Source organism: Pseudonocardia sp. DSM 110487 (genome assembly GCF_019468565.1).
Taxonomy (GTDB): domain Bacteria; phylum Actinomycetota; class Actinomycetes; order Mycobacteriales; family Pseudonocardiaceae; genus Pseudonocardia.
Map to the genome: position 1 here is coordinate 5,349,863 of NZ_CP080521.1, position 23,437 is coordinate 5,373,299.

20 protein-coding genes are annotated in these 23,437 nt (G+C 75.2%); 6 read left to right on the plus strand and 14 right to left on the minus strand.

Annotation, left to right across the window (positions count from 1 at the left end; all coding sequences use genetic code 11):
• Positions 1-34 precede the first annotated feature (34 nt).
• The gene (locus K1T35_RS24990) at positions 35-1,099 is read right to left on the minus strand and encodes a glycosyltransferase family 9 protein (protein WP_255622672.1); all 1,065 of its coding nucleotides are present in this window, start codon (positions 1,097-1,099) and stop codon (positions 35-37) included.
• 44 nt (positions 1,100-1,143) lie between these two features.
• Between K1T35_RS24990 and K1T35_RS24995 the strand changes: the two genes are divergently transcribed.
• Positions 1,144-2,115, plus strand: a complete 972-nt coding sequence (locus K1T35_RS24995; RefSeq protein ID WP_255620677.1) for a glycosyltransferase family 9 protein — start codon at positions 1,144-1,146, stop codon at positions 2,113-2,115.
• Positions 2,116-2,349: 234 nt separating this feature from the next.
• On the opposite strand, the gene K1T35_RS25000 is transcribed toward K1T35_RS24995, so the two are convergent.
• Genes K1T35_RS25000 through K1T35_RS25030 form a run of 7 tightly spaced genes read right to left on the minus strand, consistent with a single transcriptional unit; the run spans position 2,350 to position 9,123 of the window.
• Complete coding sequence (locus K1T35_RS25000) at positions 2,350-3,324, minus strand: bifunctional heptose 7-phosphate kinase/heptose 1-phosphate adenyltransferase (RefSeq protein ID WP_220254119.1); 975 nt, start codon at positions 3,322-3,324, stop codon at positions 2,350-2,352.
• Positions 3,321-4,136, minus strand: coding sequence for a glycosyltransferase family 2 protein (locus K1T35_RS25005; RefSeq protein WP_220254120.1), 816 nt, complete (start codon positions 4,134-4,136; stop codon positions 3,321-3,323). The genes K1T35_RS25000 and K1T35_RS25005 overlap by 4 nt, the downstream gene beginning before the upstream one ends.
• Complete coding sequence (rfaE2, locus tag K1T35_RS25010) at positions 4,133-5,638, minus strand: D-glycero-beta-D-manno-heptose 1-phosphate adenylyltransferase (protein WP_220254121.1); 1,506 nt, start codon at positions 5,636-5,638, stop codon at positions 4,133-4,135. The genes K1T35_RS25005 and rfaE2 overlap by 4 nt, the downstream gene beginning before the upstream one ends.
• Entirely contained in the window at positions 5,614-6,777 is a 1,164-nt protein-coding gene (locus K1T35_RS25015; RefSeq protein WP_220254122.1) for a glycosyltransferase family 9 protein, read from the minus strand. Before K1T35_RS25015 ends, rfaE2 begins: the two co-directional genes overlap by 25 nt.
• Positions 6,768-7,511, minus strand: a complete 744-nt coding sequence (locus tag K1T35_RS25020; protein ID WP_220254123.1) for an SDR family oxidoreductase — start codon at positions 7,509-7,511, stop codon at positions 6,768-6,770. The genes K1T35_RS25015 and K1T35_RS25020 overlap by 10 nt, the downstream gene beginning before the upstream one ends.
• Positions 7,508-8,575 carry a glycosyltransferase family 9 protein gene (locus tag K1T35_RS25025; protein WP_220254124.1) on the minus strand — a complete coding sequence of 356 codons (1,068 nt, stop codon included), beginning with the start codon at positions 8,573-8,575 and terminating at the stop codon, positions 7,508-7,510. Before K1T35_RS25025 ends, K1T35_RS25020 begins: the two co-directional genes overlap by 4 nt.
• Positions 8,572-9,123, minus strand: a complete 552-nt coding sequence (locus K1T35_RS25030; RefSeq protein ID WP_370645129.1) for a D-glycero-alpha-D-manno-heptose-1,7-bisphosphate 7-phosphatase — start codon at positions 9,121-9,123, stop codon at positions 8,572-8,574. The genes K1T35_RS25025 and K1T35_RS25030 overlap by 4 nt, the downstream gene beginning before the upstream one ends.
• Before the next feature lie 194 nt (positions 9,124-9,317).
• Here K1T35_RS25030 and K1T35_RS25035 point away from each other — a divergent pair, with 194 nt between their 5' ends.
• The 4 genes from K1T35_RS25035 (at position 9,318) to surE (ending at position 13,069) form a co-directional block, all read left to right on the plus strand.
• Positions 9,318-11,018: a formate--tetrahydrofolate ligase gene (locus K1T35_RS25035; RefSeq protein ID WP_220254126.1), complete on the plus strand. Its 1,701-nt coding sequence runs from the start codon at positions 9,318-9,320 to the stop codon at positions 11,016-11,018.
• Positions 11,019-11,116: 98 nt separating this feature from the next.
• On the plus strand, positions 11,117-11,302 hold the full coding sequence (locus tag K1T35_RS25040) for a hypothetical protein (protein WP_220254127.1): 186 nt from the start codon (positions 11,117-11,119) through the stop codon (positions 11,300-11,302).
• Between the two features lie 38 nt (positions 11,303-11,340).
• Positions 11,341-12,270, plus strand: a complete 930-nt coding sequence (locus tag K1T35_RS25045) for a 1-phosphofructokinase family hexose kinase (protein ID WP_220254128.1) — start codon at positions 11,341-11,343, stop codon at positions 12,268-12,270.
• Between the two features lie 16 nt (positions 12,271-12,286).
• On the plus strand, positions 12,287-13,069 hold the full coding sequence (gene surE / locus K1T35_RS25050; protein WP_255620678.1) for a 5'/3'-nucleotidase SurE: 783 nt from the start codon (positions 12,287-12,289) through the stop codon (positions 13,067-13,069).
• Positions 13,070-13,088: 19 nt separating this feature from the next.
• On the opposite strand, the gene K1T35_RS25055 is transcribed toward surE, so the two are convergent.
• From K1T35_RS25055 to K1T35_RS25065, 3 genes are all read right to left on the minus strand, one after another.
• Positions 13,089-13,709, minus strand: a complete 621-nt coding sequence (locus K1T35_RS25055) for an SIS domain-containing protein (RefSeq protein WP_220262840.1) — start codon at positions 13,707-13,709, stop codon at positions 13,089-13,091.
• A 65-nt stretch (positions 13,710-13,774) separates the two neighbouring features.
• Positions 13,775-15,013, minus strand: a complete 1,239-nt coding sequence (locus K1T35_RS25060) for a glycosyltransferase (protein WP_220254130.1) — start codon at positions 15,011-15,013, stop codon at positions 13,775-13,777.
• A 5-nt stretch (positions 15,014-15,018) separates the two neighbouring features.
• Positions 15,019-16,026: a glycosyltransferase gene (locus K1T35_RS25065; RefSeq protein WP_220254131.1), complete on the minus strand. Its 1,008-nt coding sequence runs from the start codon at positions 16,024-16,026 to the stop codon at positions 15,019-15,021.
• A gap of 224 nt (positions 16,027-16,250) precedes the next feature.
• Between K1T35_RS25065 and K1T35_RS25070 the strand changes: the two genes are divergently transcribed.
• Positions 16,251-20,639: a SpoIIE family protein phosphatase gene (locus K1T35_RS25070; RefSeq protein WP_220254132.1), complete on the plus strand. Its 4,389-nt coding sequence runs from the start codon at positions 16,251-16,253 to the stop codon at positions 20,637-20,639.
• 111 nt (positions 20,640-20,750) lie between these two features.
• On the opposite strand, the gene K1T35_RS25075 is transcribed toward K1T35_RS25070, so the two are convergent.
• From K1T35_RS25075 to K1T35_RS25085, 3 genes are all read right to left on the minus strand, one after another.
• On the minus strand, positions 20,751-21,389 hold the full coding sequence (locus K1T35_RS25075) for a DUF1772 domain-containing protein (RefSeq protein ID WP_220254133.1): 639 nt from the start codon (positions 21,387-21,389) through the stop codon (positions 20,751-20,753).
• A 43-nt stretch (positions 21,390-21,432) separates the two neighbouring features.
• Entirely contained in the window at positions 21,433-21,909 is a 477-nt protein-coding gene (locus K1T35_RS25080) for a pyridoxamine 5'-phosphate oxidase family protein (RefSeq protein WP_220254134.1), read from the minus strand.
• Positions 21,910-22,109: 200 nt separating this feature from the next.
• Positions 22,110-23,375: a cytochrome P450 gene (locus tag K1T35_RS25085; RefSeq protein WP_220254135.1), complete on the minus strand. Its 1,266-nt coding sequence runs from the start codon at positions 23,373-23,375 to the stop codon at positions 22,110-22,112.
• Positions 23,376-23,437: the final 62 nt, after the last annotated feature.

The following is a 23,437-nucleotide window of genomic DNA, read 5'->3' on the forward strand; positions in this document are numbered from 1 at the left end:
CGGAACAGAATGTCACGCTTATCGAACGGTCGTTTCACGTGCGCGAGAGCAGGTCCATGACCTCCTCGTGCACCTCGGCGACCGGTATCTGCCCCAGGAACGACGGGCGATGGGTGCATCCGTCTCCTCGGCGATGCGGGTGGCCGGCGGTGCTGCAGTCGGCACCGCACTCCGGGCAGTGCACGGTCCAGCTCAGCAGTGGGCGGTGCAGGGTGCGGGTGGCGGGCGCCGCGTTGATCGCGTTGCCGCACCAGTACAGGCCGACGGTGGCGGTCCCCACTGCCCTGGCGAGGTGCAGCGGGCCGGAGTCGTTCGCGACGGCCACCGCGCACCGCTCCAGCACGCCGGCGAGCGTGCCGAGGCCGGTGCGGCCGGTCAGGTCGGTGATCGGGCGGGCCGCGACCTCCGCGACCGCGGCACTCACCGCGGCGTCCGCAGGCCCGCCCACGAGCACGGGACGCACGCCGGCCGCGGCGAGCATGCCGGCGAGCGCGGCGAACCTCTCGGCGGGCCAGCGCCTGCGCGGGTCGGTGGCGCCGGCGTGCAGCGCCACCCACGGCCCGTCGCCGGGCAGCAGCCCGGCGGCAGCCGCCCGCTCGCCGCGCGACACGGCGAGCGGCGGGTAGTCGGCAGGCCCGTCGGCCCCGGCGAGCCGGGCGACCTCGAGGTACCGCTCGACCTCGGGCTGGTAGTAGCGGTAGGGCACCACCGCGTCCAGTGGCGGCGCGTCGGCCGCGCGCAGCCCGATCGTCCGGCGGGCGCCCAGCGCCGCCACCAACGGGTTCGAAGCGCGGCCTCCGCCGTGCAGCTGCACGGCGAGGTCGTAGCGTTCCGCCCTCAGGAAGCCGGGCAGGGTGCGTGCGTCGGGTGCGTCCGGGGGCTGCCCGGCCAGGCCGTCGACGCGCGGGAGCACCCGCACGCGGTCCACCGGCCCTGGCCGGCCGGTGAGGAACCGCTCGTGCCAGCGCGCGCCGAGCAACGTCACCTCCGCATCGGGGAACCGCGCGCGCAGCGCGGCGAGCGCCGGAGTCGTCATCAGGTAGTCGCCGAGCGCGTTGCAGCGCAGCACGGCCACGCGCCGGACCGGGATCCCCTCCATCACAGGCGCGAGTTACCCGGGACGCGCGGGGGTACGCAGGCGACGTGGAGCGCTCGCGGGAACCGACGGCACTCGTGCTCCGCGCGCTGCACGTCGGCGACCTGCTCGTCGCGGTGCCGGCGCTGCGGGCCCTGCGCAGGGCGTTTCCCGGGCACCGGATGGTGCTGGCCGCTCCCGGCTCGCTCGCGCCGCTCGTCCCGCTCACCGGTGCAGTCGACCAGCTGCTGCCGACGTCCGACCCCGATGCGCTCGCCTGGACCGGTCCGCCGCCGGACGTCGCGGTCAACCTGCACGGCAAGGGGCCGCAGAGCCACCGCGCCCTCGACGCGACGGCACCGGGACGGCGTATCGGGTTCCGGGCTCCCGGCTGGCCCGGCCCGCGGTTCGAGGAGATCGCGCTGCGCCACCCCCACGAGCGCGAGCGCTGGTGCGCCATGCTCGCGGCCCACGGCATCCCCGCGGACCCTGCCGACCTCCGGCTGCCCCCACCGCAGGAGACACCCCGGTGCGGCAGCCATGCCCCGGTGCTCGTGCACCCCGGCGCCCGCTACGGCTCCAAGCGCTGGCCGGTCCGCCGCTTCGCCGAGGTCGCCGCCGTCCTGCACTGCGCCCTCAGCCCGGTGCTGATCACCGGTACCGCCGACGAGCGGGAGCTCGCGCTCGCGGTGGCCCGGGCGGCGGGGCTGGCCGAGTCCCGCGTGCTCGCCGGGCGCACCGACCTCGCCGAGCTGTGCGCGCTCGTGGCGGGCGCCGCGCTCGTGGTCAGCGGCGACACCGGCGTCGCCCACCTCGCCGCCGCGTTCGCCACCCCGTCCGTGACCCTCTACGGACCGGTCGGCCCGCAGCAGTGGGGCCCGCCCGCCGACGGCCCGCACGCCGTGCTGGACGAGCCCGGCGCGCGCCGCGGCGACCCGTTCGCCGACGACCCCGACCCCGCCCTACTGGAGATCGGCGTGGGAGACGTCCTGCGCGCCGCGGCCGCCCTGCGCGGCACCCGCGCGCGGGCCTTGCGGTGACGGCGCCCCCTTGATCACCGGATCGGTGCGTCGCCGGCCACATACGGCCGTGGGGACACCAATCTGGTGATCTTCGCGGTTGCTGCGGGCCAGTCGGTGTCCGTGATCATCGCTTGGGTGCCTGGGCGGCCGTATTCGACCGTTCCCGCGCCGAAACATTGATCATGCCCGCGAGACCGGTCTCCGGTGGCGCCGCGCGCCCTCCGGGCAGACCCCCGGCCTGCCCGCGCAGCGTCAGGCGACGCGGTGGCCGGACGGTGGCGTGCCGGCCACGAGGTCCGGCTCGGCCGCCTGCAACCAGCGGTTCCCGCGGCGCCGCACCGTCGCGCCGCCGCCCCGCTCGACGAAGCCCGCCGCTTCGCGGACGGCCTCCGCGACGGCGTCATCCACATCGGCACCGGCGGCGAGCGCGGCGGCCACGCCGCCCGCGAAGTGGTCGCCTGCACCGCACGGGTCGCCCCCGTCCACGGCCGGTGCGAGCGTTTCGGAGCCACTCCCGTCCCGGTGACGCACCACCGCACCACCGCTCCCGAGGGTGACCGCGACGGCGCGGGCGTCCCAGAGCTCGACCAGCCGCCCCGCGAGCTCCGGCCCCACCCGGTCGGCCGTCCCGTCCGGTCCGGCCACGGCACGCCGCGCCTCGGCCAGGTTCGGGGTGGCGAGGGTGACGCCGGGTACGGGCTCGGGGCCCCGCGGGTGCGGGTCCCAGACGACCGGCACCCCGCGGGCGACCGCTCGCGTGAGTGCCCCACGCACCTGCGGGTCGGCCGCGACGCCGCGCCCGTAGTCCGACACCAGCACCGCGCCAGCGCCGGCGAGCACGCGGCCGAGGCCGAGCCGAGCCGCGAACCGCGGTGCCGGCACGCCGCGACCGTGGTCGGTGCGCAGCAGCGTCCGGCCTCCGGTCCGCCACCGGCACTTCACGACGGTGCCGCCCATCGCGGGGCCCGCGAGCACGTCGAGCGTCCCGTCGAGCAGGTCGAACAGGCGCCGGCCGGGCTCGTCGCGCTCCAGTGCCGTGACCAGCCGCACCGGGGCACCCCGCCCGGCCACCAGGGCAGCGGCGAGCCCCGCCCCGCCCGGCCGGGCCGACTCGTCCCCGACGTCGAGCACCGGGGCGGGCGCGTCCGGGCACATCCGCTCGACGGTGCCCTCGACGTCCACGTCGAGCAGCGCGTCGCCGACCACCACGACGGGCCGGGCGCTCACGACGCGCTCCCGACGACGTCCATGGCCTCCACCGTGCGATCCGGCACCGTGGTCGGCGCCTCCAGGTGGCAGGCGCCGGAGGGCAGGATCCCCGCGCCTCCGGCTTCCGCGAGCACGCGAAGCTGTGCGAGCACGTCCTCACCGCAGTGTGAGGGGGGCAGGTCGGACCAGAAGCCGAACCCGCCGCACGCCTCGAGCACGGGCCGGTCGTAGAGCACGCAGCCGCCCACCCAGGCGATCTTGTACGGCACCCACCGCTCCCCGGGGCGCAGGTGCCTGCGGGCGAGGTGCGCCGGGTTGGCGGCGTTGTGCAGGGTCCATCGGTCCCATGCCGGCGTGCCCGGCTCGACCCGCTCCGGCTCCGGCCGCCCGGTCCACCTCTCGAACGGGGCGAGCTCCTCCGGCCGCACGTCGTCGAGGTACGACAGGCCCTGCACCGCGGCCCCGACGAGCCCGCAGCCAAGTGTCGCGATCGCCTCGTGCAGGCGGCCGACGGTGCCCGGTTCGAGCCACACGTCGTCGTCGAGGAAGAGGACGTACCGCGCGCGAGAGTGGGCCAGCAGGGCGGCGCGGTGCTCGGCCAGCCCGCGCCGGGGCAGGTGCTGACCGACGCGGACCCGGTGCCCGGCCGCTCGAAGGGCGCGCAGCATCGTCCGTGCGGCGGGGGTGTCGTAGGAGGGCCGCCCACGCGACTGGTCGCTCAGCACGACGCCGAACGGGTGGCGCTGCGCGGCCAGCCCGGCGAGCGTCGTGGCCAGCTCGACCGGCCGGTCGCAGGTGGGGACGAGGATGTCCAGCTCAGGCGCCCTCACGACCGGCCCGCCTTGATCCGGCCGACGATCGCGCTCGTCGAGTGGTCGGACAGGTAGTCGAGCACCCTGACCTCGCCGCCGAGCCGCTCGACGATCGGCGTCTCGGGCAGCATCTGCGGCGTGTAGTCACCGCCCTTGGTGTAGACGTCGGGGCGCACGGCCTCCAGCAGCGCGGCGGGGGTGTCGTCGGCGAACGAGGTCACCAGGTCCACGCACTCGATCGCGCCCACGACGCCGGCGCGGTCCTCGAGGGGGTTCACCGGCCGCTCCGGGCCCTTGAGCCGCGCCACGCTGTCGTCGTCGTTGAGCGCCACGACGAGCACGTCGCCGAGCGCGCGGGCCTGCCGCAGGTAGGCGACGTGTCCGCGGTGCAACACGTCGAAACAGCCGTTCGTGAACACGATCCGGCTACCGCGACGGCGGTGGTGGCCGACGACGGCCATGAGGTCGCGATGGGTCAGCAGGCCGCCGCGGTCGCGCTCGGCCAGCCGCGCGGTGAGGGCGCCGGTGGTGCACACCGCGGTGCCGTCCTGTTCCACCGCGACGTCGGCGGCGCACTGCGCCAGCACGAAGGCCTGCTGCGGGCAGATCCCGGCCGCGCGGGCCGCTGCCGTGGCCGCGGTGAAGGTGTCGCCCGCCCCGCACGCGCGGGACTCAGGGCCGGGGCGGGCCGCCGACCGCTGGGCAGGCGTGGCGGACTCGGCGGGCAGCCGCACGGCGCCGTCGACGTCGAGGGTCACGATGACCTCCCCGCCGCCCGCGGCGCCGATCAGCTCGGCCCGGTGGGCGAGCACCCACGCCGCGCGTCCCTTCCCTGCCGGCTCAGGGGCCCCGATCAGGGCGGACGCCTCCGCAAGGCTCGGGGTGAGCACGTCCGGACGCAAGGCACCCCACCCGTCGGGCGCGTGAGCGTCGACGACCAGCAGCGGGATCCGCTCCCGCAGCCGCGACAGCGCGGCCCGCACCCGCTCGTCGAGCGCGCCGAGCCCGTAGTCGGCGACGACCACGGCGTCGGCGGGCTCGGCGAGCGCCGCCTCGAGGCCCTTCACCAGCGCGGCGATCGTACCGGGCCGCGGCGGGTGATCCGGTCCCGCGTCGTAGCGGGCGAGCGGCTGGCCCGCGGTCATCAGGCGGCGCTTGACCGCGGTGGCGCGCCCCGGCTCGGTGACGCAGTGCGTCGTGCCCACACCCCCGGCGTGGAGCAGTTCGCGCAGCTCGACGCCGCCCGCGTCGTCGCCGAGCACGGCCACCAGGTCGGCGCGCGCGCCCAGCGCGGCGAGGTTGGCCGCGGCGTTGCCCGCGCCGCCCGGCGCCGTGCTGGTCTCGGCCAGCTCGACCACCGGCACGGGGCCGTCGCGCCCGAGCCTGCGGGCTGGCCCGGAGAGCCAGCCGTCGAGCAGGGCGTCGCCCACGACGACGACCCGTGGCGCCCGGGTGGCGATGCGACCGGCGAGAGCCGCGGGGGCGGCCGGGTCGGTCAGGGTTTCACCGGGACCAGGCATGGGATCTCCTCCGTGAAGTCGGAGCCTCGTTCAGGGCGAGGTCCCGCGAGGGCGAGCGCGGCCGCGGCGACCTCGCCGGGCGGGACGTCGAGGCACTCGTGCTGGAACGGGCAGGTCAGCTGCCGGCACGGCGAGCACGGGACGGGGCGGCCCAGCAGCGTCGCCCGCGTGCCGCGCGGGCGCAGCTCCTCCGGCCGCTCGGTTCCTGCGTACGTGACGGCGACCGGCGTGCGGACAGCGTCGGCGAGGTGCATGCCGCCGGAGTTGTTGGTGACGGCGACCGCCGCGCGGGCGATCAGCGCGGTGAACACGGGAAGCGGTACGGGCGGTACAGGTGTGACGTCCGGCTGCCCCGCGGCGGCGGCGACCCGCGCGACGAGGGGCGTCTCCGGCTCGGACCCGGCGACGAGGACCGGCAGCCCCGCGCGGGCGATCTCCGCCGCGGCCGCGCCGAACCGCTGCGCCGGGTAGCGCCGTGCGGCGCAGGACGCACCGGGTGCGAGCACCGCGAACGGACGGCCCGGGGCGAGCGCCGCGGCGTCGCGCCGCGCGGCGGCCGGCACGGAGAGCGCTGTCTCCCTGCCCCTGTGCGGCACGCCGACCGCGGCGAGCAGGTGCAGTGCCCTGTCCACCTGGTGCGTGGCGTCCGGCGGTGGCGTCACCCAGTGGGTGGCGACCGCGCCGCCGAACTCGCGGGAGTGCGCGACCCTCGTCCCGATCCCGGCGAGCAGCCCGAGATGCGCCACCGGCCACGGCGACTGGGAGAACGACGTGAACACGAGCAGCACGTCGTATCCGGCCACGGCGACCCGTTCCAGCAACGCGCGCTCGGCGTGCTCGTCCGCAGCGCTCGCACCCGGCAGCTGCTGCCATGACGCCGAGGTGACCAGCACGCCGTCGAGCTCGGGGATCATCGGGACGACCGCGGAGCCCGCGGGCGACGCGAGCAGGTCGATGGCCGCGTCCGGCGCGGCCGCGCGCAGCGCCCGCAGGGCCGGCGTCGTGGTGACGACGTCGCCGATGTTGTCGGCACGCACCACGAGCACGCGCCGGATGGTGCTCAGGTCGACCGGTCCGCCACGATCGGCGCCGGGGTGCTGTCCCGGGACGGCCGTCCCCGGGCCGGCGGTCACGGCCACGACGGCTCCGTGGAGGCGCACACGACCATCTCGCGCACCTCGGACCCGTCGGGCCGCGTGAGCGCGTAGACCACGGCGTCGGCCACCTCGGCCGGATCGTTGAGCTGCGCGTCGGGACCGGGCTGGTACTGCGCGGGGCGGCCGTCGAAGAAGGCGGTGTCCATGCCGCCGGGCACGAGGAGCGTCACCCCCACCGTGCCGGCGAGCTCAGCGGCCAGCGCGCGGGTCATGCCCACGACCCCGAACTTCGAGGCGCAGTAGGCCGACGCGTCCGGCAGCGCGCGCACGCCCAGCGTGGAGGCGACGGTGACGATGCGACCGCGGGAGGCCGTGAGCGCCGGGAGCGCGGCGCGGATCACCGCGGCGGTGCCGAGCAGGTTCACCCCGATCACCCGCTCCCACTCCGCGGCCGGGACCTCGGCCATTGGCCCGCACCGGTCGGTGCCCGCGGCGGTGACCACGCCGTCGAGCCCACCCGCATCGGAGAGCAGACGACCGATTGCCGCCTCGCTCCCCCTGCCATCGGCCAGGTCGGTGACGACGGACGGCGCGTCCGCCAGCAGCGGGTCCGGCTCGACCGGGACCCGGTCGAGCAGCAGCGGCGTGCCCCCAGCCGCCGCGATCGACGTGGCCACCGCGCGGCCGAGGCCCGACGCGGCGCCGGTGACGAGGACGGTCCCGACCGGCCGGGGGGCGCGGGGCGTGGTGGTCGGGGCGGGGAGGGTGCGTGTCATGGCGTTCCTTCCTTCACCGGTCCTTCATCCGCCGGCACCGCCCCCAGGCGGCGGACGGCGCCGAGGACCTGTTCGGGGGTGATCCGGGCGAGGCACGGGTGGCCCGGTACCGGGCAGATCCGGGCCCGGGAGTCGCGGCACGGAGCGTGCTGGTCGCCGAGCAGCACGTGGGGCACCCCGTAGGGCCGCCACCGCACGGCCGGCACCACGGGAGCGAAGAGCGAGACGACCGGCGTTCCCACGGCGGCAGCGAGGTGCGCGGCGCCGGTGTTGCCGACGACGAGCGCTGACGCCCCGGCGAGGACGCCGGTGAGCTGGGCGAGGTCGGTGCGCCCTCCCAGGTCCAGCCCGTCGTCGCCGGCGACGGCGGCCGTGAGCTCGCGCTCCCCCGCACCGCCGGTCACGACGGCGGGAAGGCCGGCCCGCGCGAGTAACCGCACGGTGCGGCGGTGGTGCTGGGCGGGCCAGCGCCGCGCCGGAACCGCCGCTCCGGGGTGCACGACGGCGTACGGCCGCCCGGACAGCGGGCCGAGCAGCGGCCCCACCGCGGGCGGGCGGCGCACGGCGAGCCGCCCGTCGTCGCCGGGTGGCAGGTCGAACCCCGCCGCGGCGGCGATCGCGAGCGCTCGATCGGGCTCGGGAAGGTCTTCGTGGAGGTCCTCACCGGGGCGCAGCCGCACGTCGAGCAGCGAGCCGGGGTAGTCGACCGACGCCCCGGTGATGCGGGGGATGCCGGCCAGCCGCAGCAGCAGCGCCGTCGGGAGCGGCGACTGGTGGAACGAGGTGAGCACGACGGCCTCGTCGAACGTCTGCGCCGCGAGCCTCGCGACGATGTCGTCCACGTCGGCGGCCGTCACCGGGGGCGCCGGGGCGATGACCCACGGGCTCGACCACACCAGCACCCGGCGCACGCCCGGAAGCAGCCGGCCCGCGGCCGCGCCGTCCGGGCCGCAGAGCAGGGTCACCTCGGCGCCCGGCGCCGCGGCGGCCGCCCGCACGGCGGGTCCGGCGAGCACGACGTCGCCCGCGCCGTCGAGGCGGACCACCAGAACGCGGCGGGTCACGGGGCCTCCAGCAGGTGGCGGACGGCGGACAGGAGGTCGGGCTGCACCGTCGGCGCGGCGGCCACCTCCTCGGGCCGGGTCACCGGCGTGGGCACGAGCACCGCGGTGGCACCCGCAGCCGTGGCCGCCTCGACGTCGGCACCGATGTCGCCGACCACGGCCAGCCGGTCCGGCGCGACGCCGAGCCGCCGGGCGGCGGCCAGCACCATGCCCGGCCGGGGCTTGCGGCACGCGCAGCCGTCCGCCGGCCCGTGCGGGCAGATCTCCCACACGGCGAACGGACCGAGCAGCTGCTCGACCCGCCGGTTGACCCGCTGCGCCTGCTCGGCGGTGACCAGCCCGCGGGCGATGCCGGACTGGTTGGTGACGACGCCCGCGCCGATCCGCGCCTCGCGCAGCAGGCGGAGGGCGTCACGCGCGCCGGGCATCGGGCGCACCCGTGCCGGGTCACCGTTGTAGGGCACGTCGACGACGAGGGTGCCGTCCCGGTCGAACAGGACGGCCTCCGGCACCGTCGTGCGGCGAACGTTCGTGCGGCCAACGATCACGGAGGAGGACTGTCCGAGCTCGTGGCCGGTAAACCGCCACACCTCGTCCTACTACTCTCCGCGTCCACTACTACTCGCAGTAGCGGGCAAGCGGGAAATCGCTCCTGTGATCGGGCCCACCGTGCCGGTTACGGTGAGCCGCACGGGGTATCGGCGGCGCCCGGCCACGGGGCCACGAGCGGTGAGGGGGCGCGATGGGGACATTCCCGTCCGATCTGGCGATCGCGAAGGGTGCGACGTTGCAGCCGTTGGCCGACGTCGCGGCGGGGATGGGGATCGGGCCACACCTGATCACCCCGTACGGCCGGGAGGTCGCGAAGATCGAGCTGGCCGCGATCGAGGAACTGGCCGACCGGCCGCGCGCCAAGTACGTGGTGGTCTCCGCGATCACCCCGACCCCGCTCGGCGAGGGCAAGACCACCACGACGGTGGGCCTTGGCCAGGCGATGCGGCACATCGGGCGCAGCGCCACGGTGGCGATCCGGCAGCCGTCGATGGGCCCGACGTTCGGCATCAAGGGCGGAGCGGCGGGCGGCGGCTACTCGCAGGTGGTGCCGATGGAGACGCTGAACCTCCACCTCACGGGCGACTTCCACGCCGTCACCGAGGCGCACAACATGCTGTCGGCGATCCTGGACAACCACCTGTTCCAGGGCAACGCGCTCGGCATCGACCAGCACAACATCACGTGGCGCCGGGTGCTCGACGTGAACGACCGCGTGCTGCGCAACATCGTCGTCGGCCTCGGGTCGAAGGGCGACGGGGTGCCGCGCCAGACCGGCTTCGACATCACGGCAGCCTCCGAGGTGATGGCGATCTTCGCCCTGGCCCGGTCGGTTCCGGAGCTGCGGGAGCGGCTCGGGCGGATCGTCGTGGCCTACACGGGCGCGGGCAAACCGGTCACGGCGGAGGACATCGGCGGGGCCGGCGCGATGGCCGTGATCATGCGCGACGCGCTGCGGCCCAACCTGCTGCAGACGCTCGAGAACACCCCCGTGCTCGTGCACGCCGGACCGTTCGGCAACATCGCGCACGGCAACTCGTCCGTGGTCGCCGACCTGATCGGCATCCACGCGGGTGACTTCCTCGTCACGGAGGCCGGTTTCGGCGCCGACATGGGCGCCGAGCGGTTCTTCAACATCAAGTGCCGGGCGTCGGGGCTGCGGCCGGACGCCGCCGTCGTCGTCACCACCGTGCGCGCGCTCAAGGCGCACTCCGGGCGGCACCGCGTCGTCGCGGGCAAGCCGCTGCCGGAGGCGATGCTCGCCGAGAACCCCGACGAGGTGCACGCGGGCGGCGCGAACCTGCGCAAGCAGATCGAGAACATCCGGCTGCACGGGGTCTCCCCCGTCGTCGCGATCAACGCGTTCCCCGGCGACCACCCGAGCGAGCACGCGGCGATCGCGGAGATCGCCGCGGCGGTGGGCGCCCGATCGGCCGTCTGCACGCACTTCGCCGACGGCGGGCGCGGTGCGGTCGAGCTGGCGCAGGCGGTGGCCGAGGCCGCCGAGGAGCCGTCGCACTTCCGGTTCCTCTACCCCGACGAGGCGCCCCTGCGCGAGAAGATCGAGACCGTCGCCCGGAAGGTCTACGGCGCCGACGGCGTCGACTACGACCTCGTCGCGGCGCGCCAGCTCGACTCCTACGAGCGCAACGGGTTCGGCAACCTGCCCGTCTGCATCGCGAAGACGCACCTGTCCATCTCATCGGACGCGTCGCTGAAGGGCGCGCCCACCGGCTGGCGGCTGCCGGTGCGGGAGGTGCGGGCGTCGGTCGGGGCCGGGTTCATCTACCCGATCTGCGGAGACATGCGGACCATGCCCGGCCTCGGCGCCAACCCCGCGGCCCACCGCATCGACCTGGACGCGAACGGGGACATCGTGAACCTCTCGTAGGGGCCCGTGATCGCCAGAAGGCCGGGTGGGCGCCGGCTGGTGCGGCCGAGGCGATCGGCCCGCCGGTGCGCCGGCCGCAACCGGGGGTACCCGTGGCCATGACCGAACACGAGCAGGACCCCACCGAGCACCAGCCCGCCGAGGCCGCGCGACCGAAGATCGGCCGCCGCGACGAGCCCGACGCGCTCAACACGGAGACCGAGGACGAGCCCCGCAGGGAACCGCCGCCCGACGACTCCCCGGACTCCCCCCGGCCCACCGAATCCCCCGCCCCGCGGGAGTAGCGGCGTATCGGAGCGCGCGGACGGGGTACGAACCGGACATGAAGCCCGCCGTCGTCCTGTTCGCCCCGTCGCCGCTGCTCACCGTCACGATCGAGGATCGGGCGGGGCAGCCGGACATCCACGTCCACCCTGGCGGGCAGGGCGTGTGGCAGGCCCGGATGATCTCGGCGCTGGGCGTGCCGGTGGTGCTGTGCGTCGCACTCGGCGGCGAGGCCGGAGACGTGCTCGCGCACCTGCTGCCGGGCGAGGGTGTCGAGCTGCGCGCCGTGCGCGTGGGCGCGCGCAACGGCGGCTACGTGCACGACCGCCGCACCGGCGACCGCGAACCGATCGCCGAGGCACCCGGCGGTCCGCTGGACCGCCACGAGCAGGACGCGCTCTACGAGCTGGTGCTGGCCGAGGGGCTCCGGCATGGCACGGCACTGCTGGCGGGCCCGAACTCGGACCAGGTGATCCCGGCGGGCCTCTACCGGCGACTCGCGACCGACCTCGGCGCGAACGGCTGCCGGGTGGCCGCCGACCTCGCCGGGGAGCGCCTCGACGCGGTGCTGGCCGGCGGGCCCGCGGTGCTGAAGGTGAGCCACGAGGAGCTCGTCGCCGACGGGCGCGCGGAGAGCGATGACCCGGCGGCGCTGGTGGCCGCGATGAAGCAGCTGCGCGCCGACGGTGCCGACACCGTGATCGTCTCCCGAGCCGCGGATCCCGCGCTCGCGCTCCCCGCCGGGACCGACACCGTCCTGGAGATCCACGTGCCGCCGCTCGAGGCCGCAGAGCCGCGCGGGGCGGGAGACTCCATGACGGCGGGGGTGGTCGCCTCGCTGGTGCGCGGGGATCCGGTGCGGGAGGCGCTGCGGACCGGGGCGGCCTGTGGCGCGCTGAACGTGGTCCGCAGGGGGCTCGGCACCGGCGGCGAGGCGGCCGTACGGGTCCTGGCCGAGCGGGTCGAACTGGTCGAGTGGAAGGGATGAAATGGTGCGCGCGCTGGTGACGAACGACGACGGCATCGACTCCCCCGGCCTCGCCGCGCTGACGCGGCTGGCGACGGAGGCCGGGCTCGACGTCGTGGTGGCCGCGCCCGCCACGCAGTCGAGCGGTGCGAGCGCCGCGATCACGGCCGTGCGCGAGGAGGGCCGCACCGTCGTGCAGCGCCGCGAGCTGCCCGACCGGCCGGACGTGCCGGCGTGGGCGGTGCGGGCGCAGCCGGGCCACATCGTCGTCGCCGCGCTGACGGGCTGGCTCGACCCGGCTCCCGACCTCGTGCTGTCGGGCATCAACCACGGCGCCAACGTCGGGCGTGCGGTGCTGCACTCGGGCACCGTGGGCGCGGTCCTCACCGCAGCGGTGCACGACGTGCGCGGGCTCGCCGTGAGCCTCGACGTCGCGCTGCACCCCACCGGGGAACGCCACTGGGACGCAGCCGACGACCTCTTCCCGCGCGTGCTGGACCTCCTGCTCGCCGCGCCGCCGGGAACGTCGCTGTCGCTGAACGTGCCCGACCGGCCCCCGGCCGAGCACGACGAGCTGCGGGAGGCCCGCCTCGCCGCGTTCGGCGCCGTGCAGGCCCGCGTCGATGAGGTGGGCGACCAGGGGCTGCGCCTCGGCGAGATCGAGGTCGGCGCCGAGCCGGAGCCGGGCACCGACGGCGCCCTGCTCCGGGCGGGACATCCGACACTCACCGCGCTGTGCTCCGTCTCGGAGAACGAGAGGGCCCTGGTAGGAGCGCTGGGGCCCGGCCGACGGCCGGCGGTGCACGAGTCGGCGCGGTGAGGCGGCGCGGTGAGGCGGATCAGGCCGCCGTGTCGACGGTGGCCGCGACGGCGGCGTCGACCGCACGGCACAGCATGTGCACGGCCGCAAGGTGGCATTCCTGCACGGTGGCCGTGTCGCCGGGCAGGCACACCGCGCGGTCGCAGGCGTCTGCAAGGGGGTTCGGTCCCGGCCCGGTGATCGCCCACCGAGACGCCCCGGCGCCCGCGGCAGCCTCGGCGGCGGCGAGCAGGTTCGAACTGCGGCCGCTCGTCGAGAGCAACAGGACCACGTCGCCGGGGCGGGCGTGCGCCCGTACCTGCCGCGCGTAGATCTCCTCGAAGCCGTAGTCGTTGCCGATGGCGGTGACGCTCGAGGTGTCGGCGTGCAGCGCGATCGCGGCAAGGGGACAGCGTTCCCCGTCGAACCGGCCGACCAGCTCTGCCGTGAGGTGCTGGGCCTCCGCGGCGCTGCCCCCGTTGCCCGCGGCGAGCAGGCGGCTGCCGGCGAGCAGGCGTGCCGCGAGGTCGGTGCCCCACGAACCGAGGGTGGGGGCGGCGGCACGCAGCACCGGCAGTGCGGCGGCCAGCCGGTCGACGTGCGCGCCGAGGACGCCCGACACCTCGTCGGGGTGGGTCAGGAGCGGGGAGGCCGTCGGCATCGTGCTCGGGAAGGCCTCGGGGAACGCCGGTGGAAACGTGGTCGCGATCGTTGTCTGGGAGGGGCTCATCGATTGACTCCCGCGGTCTCGGGGACGGCGGCCCTGCGGTCGCGCTTGCCGCGGGCGGCGACGACGTCGCCGTACACCTGCGCGGTGGCGGTGGCCACCCGTTCCCAGTCGTATCGGGCGAGGACGCGGTCGCGGCCGGCGATGCCGTACGCGGCGCCCATGGTCGGCGAGGCGAGCAGGTCCCGCAGTGCCGCGGCGAGCGCGTCGGGCCGCCGTGGTGGCACGAGCAGGCCGGTGACCTGGTCGACGACGGTGTCCTGGATCCCGCCGACGGCGCTCGCCACCACCGGTCGCCCACAGGCCATCGCCTCGAGCGGGACGATGCCGAACGGCTCGTACCACGGCACGCACGCCACGGCGTCGGCCGAGCGCAGCAGCGCGGGCACGTCGGAGCGGGCCACCGGGCCGGTGAGATGGACGCGGTCGGCCACCCCCGCCTGCCGGGCGCACTCGCGCAGCCGGGCGGCGTCGGGATCGGCCCTGCCGTCGCCGCCTGGCCCCTCGCCACCCGCGATGACGAGCTCGGCTGCCGGCACCCGGCGCATCGCCTCGATCACCTCGTCCACCCCCTTGCGGCGCACGAGACGGCCCAGCGACACCAGCCGCGGTCGCTCGCCGCGCGGGGCGATCGGACCGTCGGGCGTGAACGCCGCGGTGTCGACCCCGCACGGGACGACCGTCATCCGGCGGCGCGGCGCGCCCATCCGCGCGAGCTCGAACACCTCGTCGGTGCAGGTGGCGAGTACGCGGTCGGCCTGGCGCGCCACGGCGAGCTCCGCGCGGACGCGGCCGTCGGGGCTCGTGTCGTCGGCCCCCTGGTGACGGCGCTTCACGCTGCCCAGCGCGTGGAAGGTCTGGACCACCGGGAACCGGCCGGCAGCGGCCGCGAGCGAGACCATGCCGGACATCCAGAAGTGGGCGTGCACGATCTCGGGCGGGTCCGCGGTCCACGCGTCGTCCAGCGCCCGCGTGAACGCGGGCAGGTACGGCACCAGCTCGTCCTTGGGCACCGGCCGCGCCGGCCCTGCGTGGACGTGCCGCACGACGACGCCCGGTCGTGCCGGGACCGTGTCGGGGAGGGCCGCGTCGTCACGGCGGGTCCACACCGTGACCTGGTGCCCCATGTCGGCGAGCGCGGAGCTCAGCTCCAGCACGTGCACGTTCTGACCGCCTGCGTCGGCACCGCCGAGGGCGGCGAGCGGGCTCGCGTGCTCGGAGACCATGGAGATCCGCATGCGGATCAGCTCCTTCCGTTCGTGGCGGAAGCGACCGGGACACGCGCTGCCGGACGCTCGGTCACGTCCGCCAGCAGTGCGTCCCAGTCACCGAGGAATCGGTCGAGGCCGTACCGGGCCAGCGCGTGAGCGCGGGCCGCGGCACCCTGGGTGCGGGCGAGCTCCGGCTCGGCCACGAGCTCGCGAAGCGCCCGTTCGAGCCGGCCGGGGTCGGTGGAGCAGCAGCCGGTGCCGCGCGGCACGGCCTCGACGGCCTCGGTGGTGGCGAGCGCCACCACCGGCATGCCGAGCTGCATGGCCTCGACGAGCGAGAGCCCCAGCGACGTCCAGCGCGACAGGTGCAGGTAGGCGCGCCTGCGCGCCATCTCGGTGTGCATGCGGTCCTGCGGCAGGTCGCCTCGGGGCCGCACGCCGGCGGTACCCAGCGCACTGTCCAGCCCGGCCGTGCCCATCCCGAACACGTCGAGCGGCACGGCACGGGCGAACCGGGGCAGCAGGTCGGTGCCGGTGACGCGGCCGCGGCGCAGCGGCTCGTTCACGGCCACCGCGGCTGCCGGCAGCTCCCCCGTGTAGCGGTGGCCGGGGTCGACGACACCGTGCTCGACGACGGCGGTCCGGGTGCTGCCGGCGTCCCACATCAGCCGGTTGAAATGGGTGACGTGGACCAGCAGGAGGTCGTCGCGGTCGGCGGCGGGGTGCCTACTGGTGGCCGCGTGCTCGCGCGGGGTGTTGTGCTCCACGTAGACGGCGGGCACGTCCCGGCCGGGCGTGCGGTGCAGCCACCGCCGCGCGAGCTCGAGCTCCTCCGGTCGCTGCAGCACAACGACGTCGACGTCGGCGCCGGCAAGTTCGGTGGGCGGCACCTCGACGGCGGAGGCAGGCCAGTCCCACGCCGCGGGGCGCCCTCCGCCCCACGGCCCGCGCTCGGGGAGCGTCGGGATCAGGTAGCGGTGCACGCCCTGGACGAACGCGGTCGTCCAGGAGCCGTGCACGTGCCAGAGGACGATGTTCACCCTTCTCGGTTGTGCCGAACAGCGTCGATCAAAACCCGGATCGCCCAACTGCTACTCTTCGCGTCGGTCAACTACTCACAGTGATGGGCTGGCGTGCGCGACATGTCGCCGCCCGCCGCCCGACCGCGCAGACCGACCGCGCAGGCGTTGGCGCTCGGAGCCCCACCGCGGCGCGCCGAGCGCTCATCGGGCGACAGGGCCGGTGCCCTGCCTAGACTTTCCGGGTGACCGCCGCCCGCGCGCTGCCCTTCCTCGCCGCAGGCGGCGAGCTGGGCAGGCTGATCGGTGCGCACGACTGGGCGGCCGGTCCCCTCGGTCCTTTGTCGAGGTGGCCGGGCCCGCTCCGCGCGGCCACGGGGATCGTGCTGCAGTCGCCGCAGCCGATGCTGCTGTGGGTGGGGCCCGAGCTCGTCGCGCTCTACAACGACGCCTTCGCCGCGCGCGCGGGCACCGCCCACCCGGACGCGCTCGGCAGGCCAGGCGCACTCGGGTTCGCCGAGGTGTGGCCGGTCATCGGTCCGGCCGTGACGGGGGTGCTCGAGACGGGCACGGGCGTCCGGATCGACGAGCAGCCGCTGGTCCTGCACCGCGGGCACGGCCCCGAGGAGACGCACTGGACGCTGACGCACTCCCCCGTCCCCGGCGAGGACGGCGAGGTGCTCGCCGTGCTCACGACCACCACCGAGACCACCGATCGGGCGGTGGCCGAGCGCAGGCGCGAGACGCTGCGCGCACTGGGTGACCTATCCCCCGTTCGCCTCGCGCCCGCGGGCCACACGGCCGAGCACGTCGCGGTCGCGGCACTCGACGCGCTCGCGCTCAACCCGCGTGACGTCCCGTTCGCCGCCGTTTGCCGGCCCGTCGCGGACGGCGCGGGCGCGCCGGAGCTGCGGGTGGTCACCGCGCACGGCCTCCCGGAGGGGCTGCCCCCGCTGCCGGCGACCGACCGCTCCGGCTCGGCACCGGCGCAGGCCCTGCGCACCGGGGAGCCCGTCGTGGTTCGCGGGCTGCGGGATCGGTTTCCCGGCGCCTTCCCGGCCACGCACGAGCTCGGACCGCTGACCCCGGACGCCGCGGTGGTGCTGCCGCTCGGCGCGGGCGCCCCGGCGGGCGTGCTCGTGCTCGGCGTCAACCCCTACCGCCCCCTCGACGACGACCAGCTCGCGTTCCTCCATGCCGTCGAGAACCAGGTGTCCGCGGCGCTCGCCGACGCGAGCGCCCTCGACGCGGCCCGCGACGGGGACGCGCCCGCTGACGAGGCGCTCAGCAGCGCGCTTTTCCAGGAGCGCGAGCGCTACCGCACGCTGGTCACGCAGGCCCCGGTGGGCATCTGGGTCGCCGACCGCCGCGGCACCACCACGTTCGTCAACGACCAGATCGCCCAGCTGTGGGGCCGGCCCGCGGTCGAGCTCACCGGAGCGGGCTGGACCGACCAGGTGCACCCCGACGACCGGGAGGCCGCCGCCGCCGGTTGGGCCGCCGCGGTGCGGGGCGGCACGGTGTGGGAGTCCACCTACCGCATCGTCGCCGCCGACGGCACCGTGCGGGAGGTCCGGACGGCGGCGCGCCCCCTGCGCGACCCGGCGGGCGGGATCACCGGCTTCCTCGCGACCACCGCCGACATCACCGAGGAGCGCCGCGCCGAGCAGATCCGCCGCGACGTCGCCACCGAGCACGCCGCCCGCAAGGCCTCCGAGGCCGCCGCGGCCCGGCTGCGCGCGATGGTGCAGGGGCTCGCGGCGATCGTGTGGGAGGCCGAGTGGCACCCGGAAGGCGGCCCGGACGACAGTGGTGGCCTGCGGTTCACATTCGTGTCCGACCGCGCCGAGGAGCTGCTCGGACATCCAGCGGCCCGCTGGTGCGACGACCCGGACTTCTGGCCCGCGATCATCCATCCCGACGACCGGGACGAGGCGCTCGCCTACACCGACGACCGCACCGCCGCGGGCGTCGACCACGACCTCACCTACCGGGCCGTCGCGATCGACGGCCGGGTGCTGTGGCTGCACCAGGTGGTGCACGTGGTCACCGGACCCGACGGCGCCCCGGTCGCCGCGCAGGGCCTCACGGTGGACGTCACCGAGCAGAAGCGCGCCGAGCGCTCGGCCGCGCTCCTCGCCGAGACCGGCAGGCTCGTCACGCAGGAGGGGGGCGCCGAGGAGCGGCTCGGCGATCTGGCGCGGCTCGTCGTGCACGAGCTCGGCGACGCCGCCGTCGTGGCACTCGTCGGCCCGGACGGCCTGCTGCACCGCGCCGCCGTGGAACACGACCACCCGAGCGTCGCCGCGGTGCTGCGCGCGATCACGACCCTGAGGATGCCGCCGTCGCTCGCCGAGGCGCTCGCGCCCGGCGTGCCCGCGGTGATGCCGATCACCGAGGAGCTCGTCAAGTCCGCGGTGGACGACCCGGACGCGGCGGCCCGGATCGCGCGGCGGGCGAACAACGCCCTCGTCGTCCCGCTCGTCGTCGGTGACCAGTTGGCGGGCGTGCTCGCGTTCGTGAACATCGGCGCGGGCCGCTACTACCACCACGCCGAGCTCGACCTGGCAGCCGAGCTGGGCAGGCGGGCATCGATGATGCTCGCTTCCGACCGCAGGCGCACCCGCGAGCGGCGGCTGCAGCAGGTGAGCGCCGACCTCGCCTCCGCGGGCAGCGTCCTCGAGGCGGCCCGGCTGCTCGTCGCGCGGCTGCCCGACTTCCTCGGCGCGGCGGCCGTCAGCGTGTACCTCGCCGACCCCGATCGCGGCCTGCGGCTCGTGCACGCCGCCGGCTACGCGAAGCCGGTGCTCGGCGCCTACTCCGCACTGCGCCTCGACGAGCCGGTGCCGATCGCCGTTGCCGCACGCACCGGTGAACCGGTGTGGATCCGCAACCGGGAGGAGTGGGCGCGCGACTGGCCGAAGCTCCTCGACCAGGCGGTCGCCGCGGACCGGTACGCGGGCGCTGCGCTGCCGCTGGCCGCCGTCGGCCGGGTGGTCGGCGCGATCGGTCTCTCGTTCCCCACCGAGCGGGCCTTCCCGCCCGACGAGCGCGACTTCGTGCTCGCCCTCGTCGCCCAGGCCGCGCCCGCGTTCGAGCGGGCGGCCGCGGCCGACCAGCGCCGGGTGATCGCCGAGACGCTGCAGAAGAGCCTCCTGCCCCCCACCCTCCCCCGGCTGGAGCGCCTGCCGCTGGCCTCCCGCTACCTGCCCGGCGCGCGCGGCAGCCAGGCGGGCGGTGACTGGTACGACGTGCTGCCGCTCGACGAGGGCCGCGTCGCGATCGCCGTCGGCGACGTCGTGGGCCAGGGCGCGCGGGCCGCGGCGATCATGGGCCAGCTGCGCAGCGTGCTCTCGGGATACCTGCTCGAGGGACACGCCCCGGAGCAGGCCCTCGAACGGCTCGACCGCTTCGCGGGCCGCGTGCCGGACGCCATCGGCAGCACCGTCGCGTGCCTCGTCCTCGACCCGGAGACCGGTGAGCTGGTGTGGGCACGGGCCGGCCACCCGCCGCCGCTCGTGACGGGGCCGGACGGCTGCCGCCCCCTCGACGACGCCACCGGCACCGTGCTGGGAGTGCGCGCCCGCCCCCCGTACACGGCGGGGACGGCGACGATCGCGCCGGGCGAGAGCATCGTGCTCTACACCGACGGCCTCGTCGAGCGGCGCGGCGAGATCATCGACGAGGGGATCGACCGGCTCGCCGCCATCGCCGCGCGCCACCACGCCCTCGCTCCCGAAGCGCTGACCGACGCACTGTTGACCGGTGCACTCGCCGGACACTGCGGCGTCGGCGCCAGCCCCGATCCGGCCGACGACGTCGCACTCATCGTCGCCCGCCTGGTGCCGGCCCCGCTACGGCTGGTGCTGCCGGCCGAAGCCGCGGTGCTGCGGGAGCTGCGTGCCGCCGTGCTCGCGTGGGCCTCGGCGGTAGGCATCGACGAGGACGACGTCTACGACCTGCAGCTCGCCGTCGGCGAGGCCGCCGCCAACGCCGTCGAACACGCCTACCGAGGCCACACCCCTGGCCCGATGTCCGTCGAGCTGACCCGGGATCGCGACGGCGGGATCGACGCGCACGTCCGCGACGAGGGCAGCTGGCGGCCCATCCCGGAGGAGAAGGGCTACCGCGGCCGGGGCCTCGAGCTGATCCGCGACGTGAGCAGGCGGATGCGGTTGCACCACGGACCCGATGGCACCGAGGTGCGGTTCACGCTCCCGCCGTCCGGCCACTCGCCCGCGTCCGCGGGAACGGGCCCGGCGACCCACGTCGCGGCCAGCCTCGTCTCACCCGACCCACCGGGTCCCGCCACCTTGCACGTCGCCGACGGCGGAGCGAGCACCGTGGAGATCCGCGGAGAGCTGGACCTCGCCGGCGTACGAGGCGTCGGCGACGAGCTGCTGGCCTGCGCCGACGCAGGCGGGGACATCACCGTGGACCTGCGCGCCACCACCTACCTCGCCAGCGCGGGCATCGCCATGCTCGTGGAGGCCGACCGCAGGGTCCGCGCGGCGGGCGGGCGGCTGCGCGTGCTGGTGGCCCCCGGCGACCTCGTCCGAAGGGCGCTCGCCCTCAGCGGGGTGGACGGGCTGCTCGACGTGCTCGACGGCGACGGCCCCCCGGTGGTCGAGTAGGGACGGCGCCCCAGCGCCGGCCCGTATCGAGACCACCACCCGCGGCATGCCTCACAAACGAAGGGGGTCTCGACACGCTCCGGCGCACCAGGTCGCCGGTCATCCGTGCGACTACGCGTTGATGAGTGCGATCGTGAGGAGCGCGGCGGCGACCAACGCGGAGCCGGATCGGACGTGATTCCAGCGCGTCCATTCGCGCAGATAGCGCGACCAGAGCTCGGCGGCGCCCTGAGCGTTCACCGGCATGGCTTCGAGCGCATCGTTGCGTGGCACGTTGCACAGGGCGGTGACAGCCAGCGTCCCGATCAAGAAGAGCGCACCGCCTGCGACGACCCAGGGGGCCTCCGGAGCGGGCCAGCGAGCGAGCGCGGTGATCATCGCCAGCGCGCACGCCACCGGCGCGAGGGAGAACGCGCCGCCGAACCATGGATTGAAGACGACGACGTTGATCGATTGCATCGTCGCCATGCCGGACGGGTGCGGCTGACGCGCGAGCGCCCACATCACACCAGTGGAGAAGGCGTAGAAGAGACCGCCCTGGAGACCGCAGAGCACCGCTGCCACGACCGTCAGCGTGGAGCTGGTCGTGGCGCTCGGCATGAGCAGGCCGGCGTTCAGTAGATATGCGTAAACGAGGCACGCCACCGCGCCGATTAGTGCGCCGACGACCGCACCGGTTCGATTACCAACGACACGGCCGAGCGCTGCTCCGGCCGCGAGCCCGATCACGAGTGAGACACCGATGACCACAATTACCGTCCTCGCATCGGTACCACACGTCGAGCGCTGCGCATCACCATTCGACGCCTCCGAACGCGCTCAAGGGGTCGGCCGCGAGCTCTTCCTCGGAGACACCGACGCCGTATGTGACCACGCGCCGGCTGGGTGAGATCTTGATGAAGCAGGTGTCTGGGCGCTCCAACTCGCCGTGCGACGTGATCGCGGCGAGGCCGCCGTCGACGACAAGACCGACGATCTCGGGGTCGTCGTTCTGCAGGAGCGCGGCGGTGCTTTGCAGGCTGGCCGTGAACGGCGGTGCCTGCGGGTCGACCTGGCTTGGGATGCACACGGCGACCCGCGAGTTCTCGGCGATGTTGCGCGCCTTGCGGCTCGTCCTGTCGGTGTTGACGTACAGGTTGCGGCCGACGAGCGCGTAGAGCACGCCGGCCACGTGCGGACGATTCTCGGCGGAACTCGTCGCCAGTATGCAGAACGAGTTGCTGGCGATGAAGTCAGTCACGGCCTCTCGAAGTGCGGCCTCGTTGCGCATGTGCCCCCTAGTGTCGGCTAATGCTTGACGTTCCGGTTGACGTCTCGGAAACTCTGTTCGGGTGTTGCGGTCCAGGTGAATGGTTCAGCCTCCTTGTTCCAGTGGGCGATGTAGTCTCGATGTGTCGGGTGAGTTGCCGAACCGACTTAAAGGTGCCTCGACGGATGGAGTGTCGTACCGTGGGCTTCACCACGGCTGCCTCAGCCCGTGCGGTCAGCGTTCACTGGGCTGACGCTGACCGGGAGGCTGACCAGTCCACGGAAGACCGGGGTGGGACGCCAACGCAACTCGCTGTACGGACGGGCCAAGGTGAGATGCGGGAAGCGCCGCACCAGCGTGCCGATCGCGATCCGTGCGGTCATGCGGGCCAGCGGCGCGGCGACGCAGAAGTGGATTCCGTGCCCCAATGCGAGGTTCGGGCCGTGGTTCCGGGTGATGTCGAGCCGGTCGGGTTCGGCGAACCGGGCGGGGTCGCGATTGGCGGCGGACAGGCCGACGACCACGATGTCCCGCGCTCGGATCGTCACCTCGCCCATATCGAGGTCCTGGATCGTCGTGCGTGGCGAGGATCGCGCGGTCGGTCCGTCGTAGCGCAGTAGTTCCTCGATGGCCGGGTCCAGCAACTCGGGACGCTGCCGCATCAGCGCGAGCTGATCGGGATGGCGCAGCAGTGCCGCCACGCCGTTGCCGACGATGTTGGTGGTGGCGTCCTGGCCGGCCAGCAGCAGGTGGCTGACCGTCTCGACCACCTCGGCCTCGGTGAGCCCGCCGGCCGTGCCGATGCCCGGGACCAGCGCGCCGATCACGTCCTGCGGCTGCTGGGTGGCCGACGACTCCTGGGGCCGTACCGCTGCGTGGCGCTGCGCGACCAGTTCCGCGACGTAGCTTCGCAGCCGTCGGGCTCCCTCCTCCCGGGACATCGGCGCGTCGGTGACGTACGTCGGTGTGTGGGCCGCGGTCGTCCAGGTGCGGAAGTCGTCACGGTCGCCCAGGGGTGCGCCGAGCAGCTCGCACAGGATCGTCACCGACAGCGGAAAGGCGAAGGCGTCGATGAGGTCCGCGGTTCCCTCCTCTGCCACGGTGTCCAGCAGCCGCTCGGTGACCTGCTTGATCCGCGGCCGCAGCCGCTCTGTTGCCCTCGGCGCGAACGCCCGGATCACCGGCGCCCGTAGCCGACTGTGTTCCGGTGGGTCGGCAGTGAGCATGCTGGCGTTCGCGTCGTCGGCGGCGCCACGGACCATCCCGGCACGACGCAGCGCCGCCCAGGCGTGGCGCGGATCCTTCGACAAGCCGGGGGCGCCCAGCGCCATCTCCGCTTCGCGGTACCGCGTGACCAGCCAGTACTCCAGCCCGTTGGGATCACGGACCCGCACCGCCGGCGCCTGCTCCCGCAACCGCGCATACGCCGGATGGGGATCGGCGAAGAACTCCTCGCCATAGCTGATCGTTGCCGTCCCCCGGGCCATGCCCCCGCCTCCGATCGTTGGAGATCCAACGGCAACGTACCACATCGTTGGGAATCCAACGG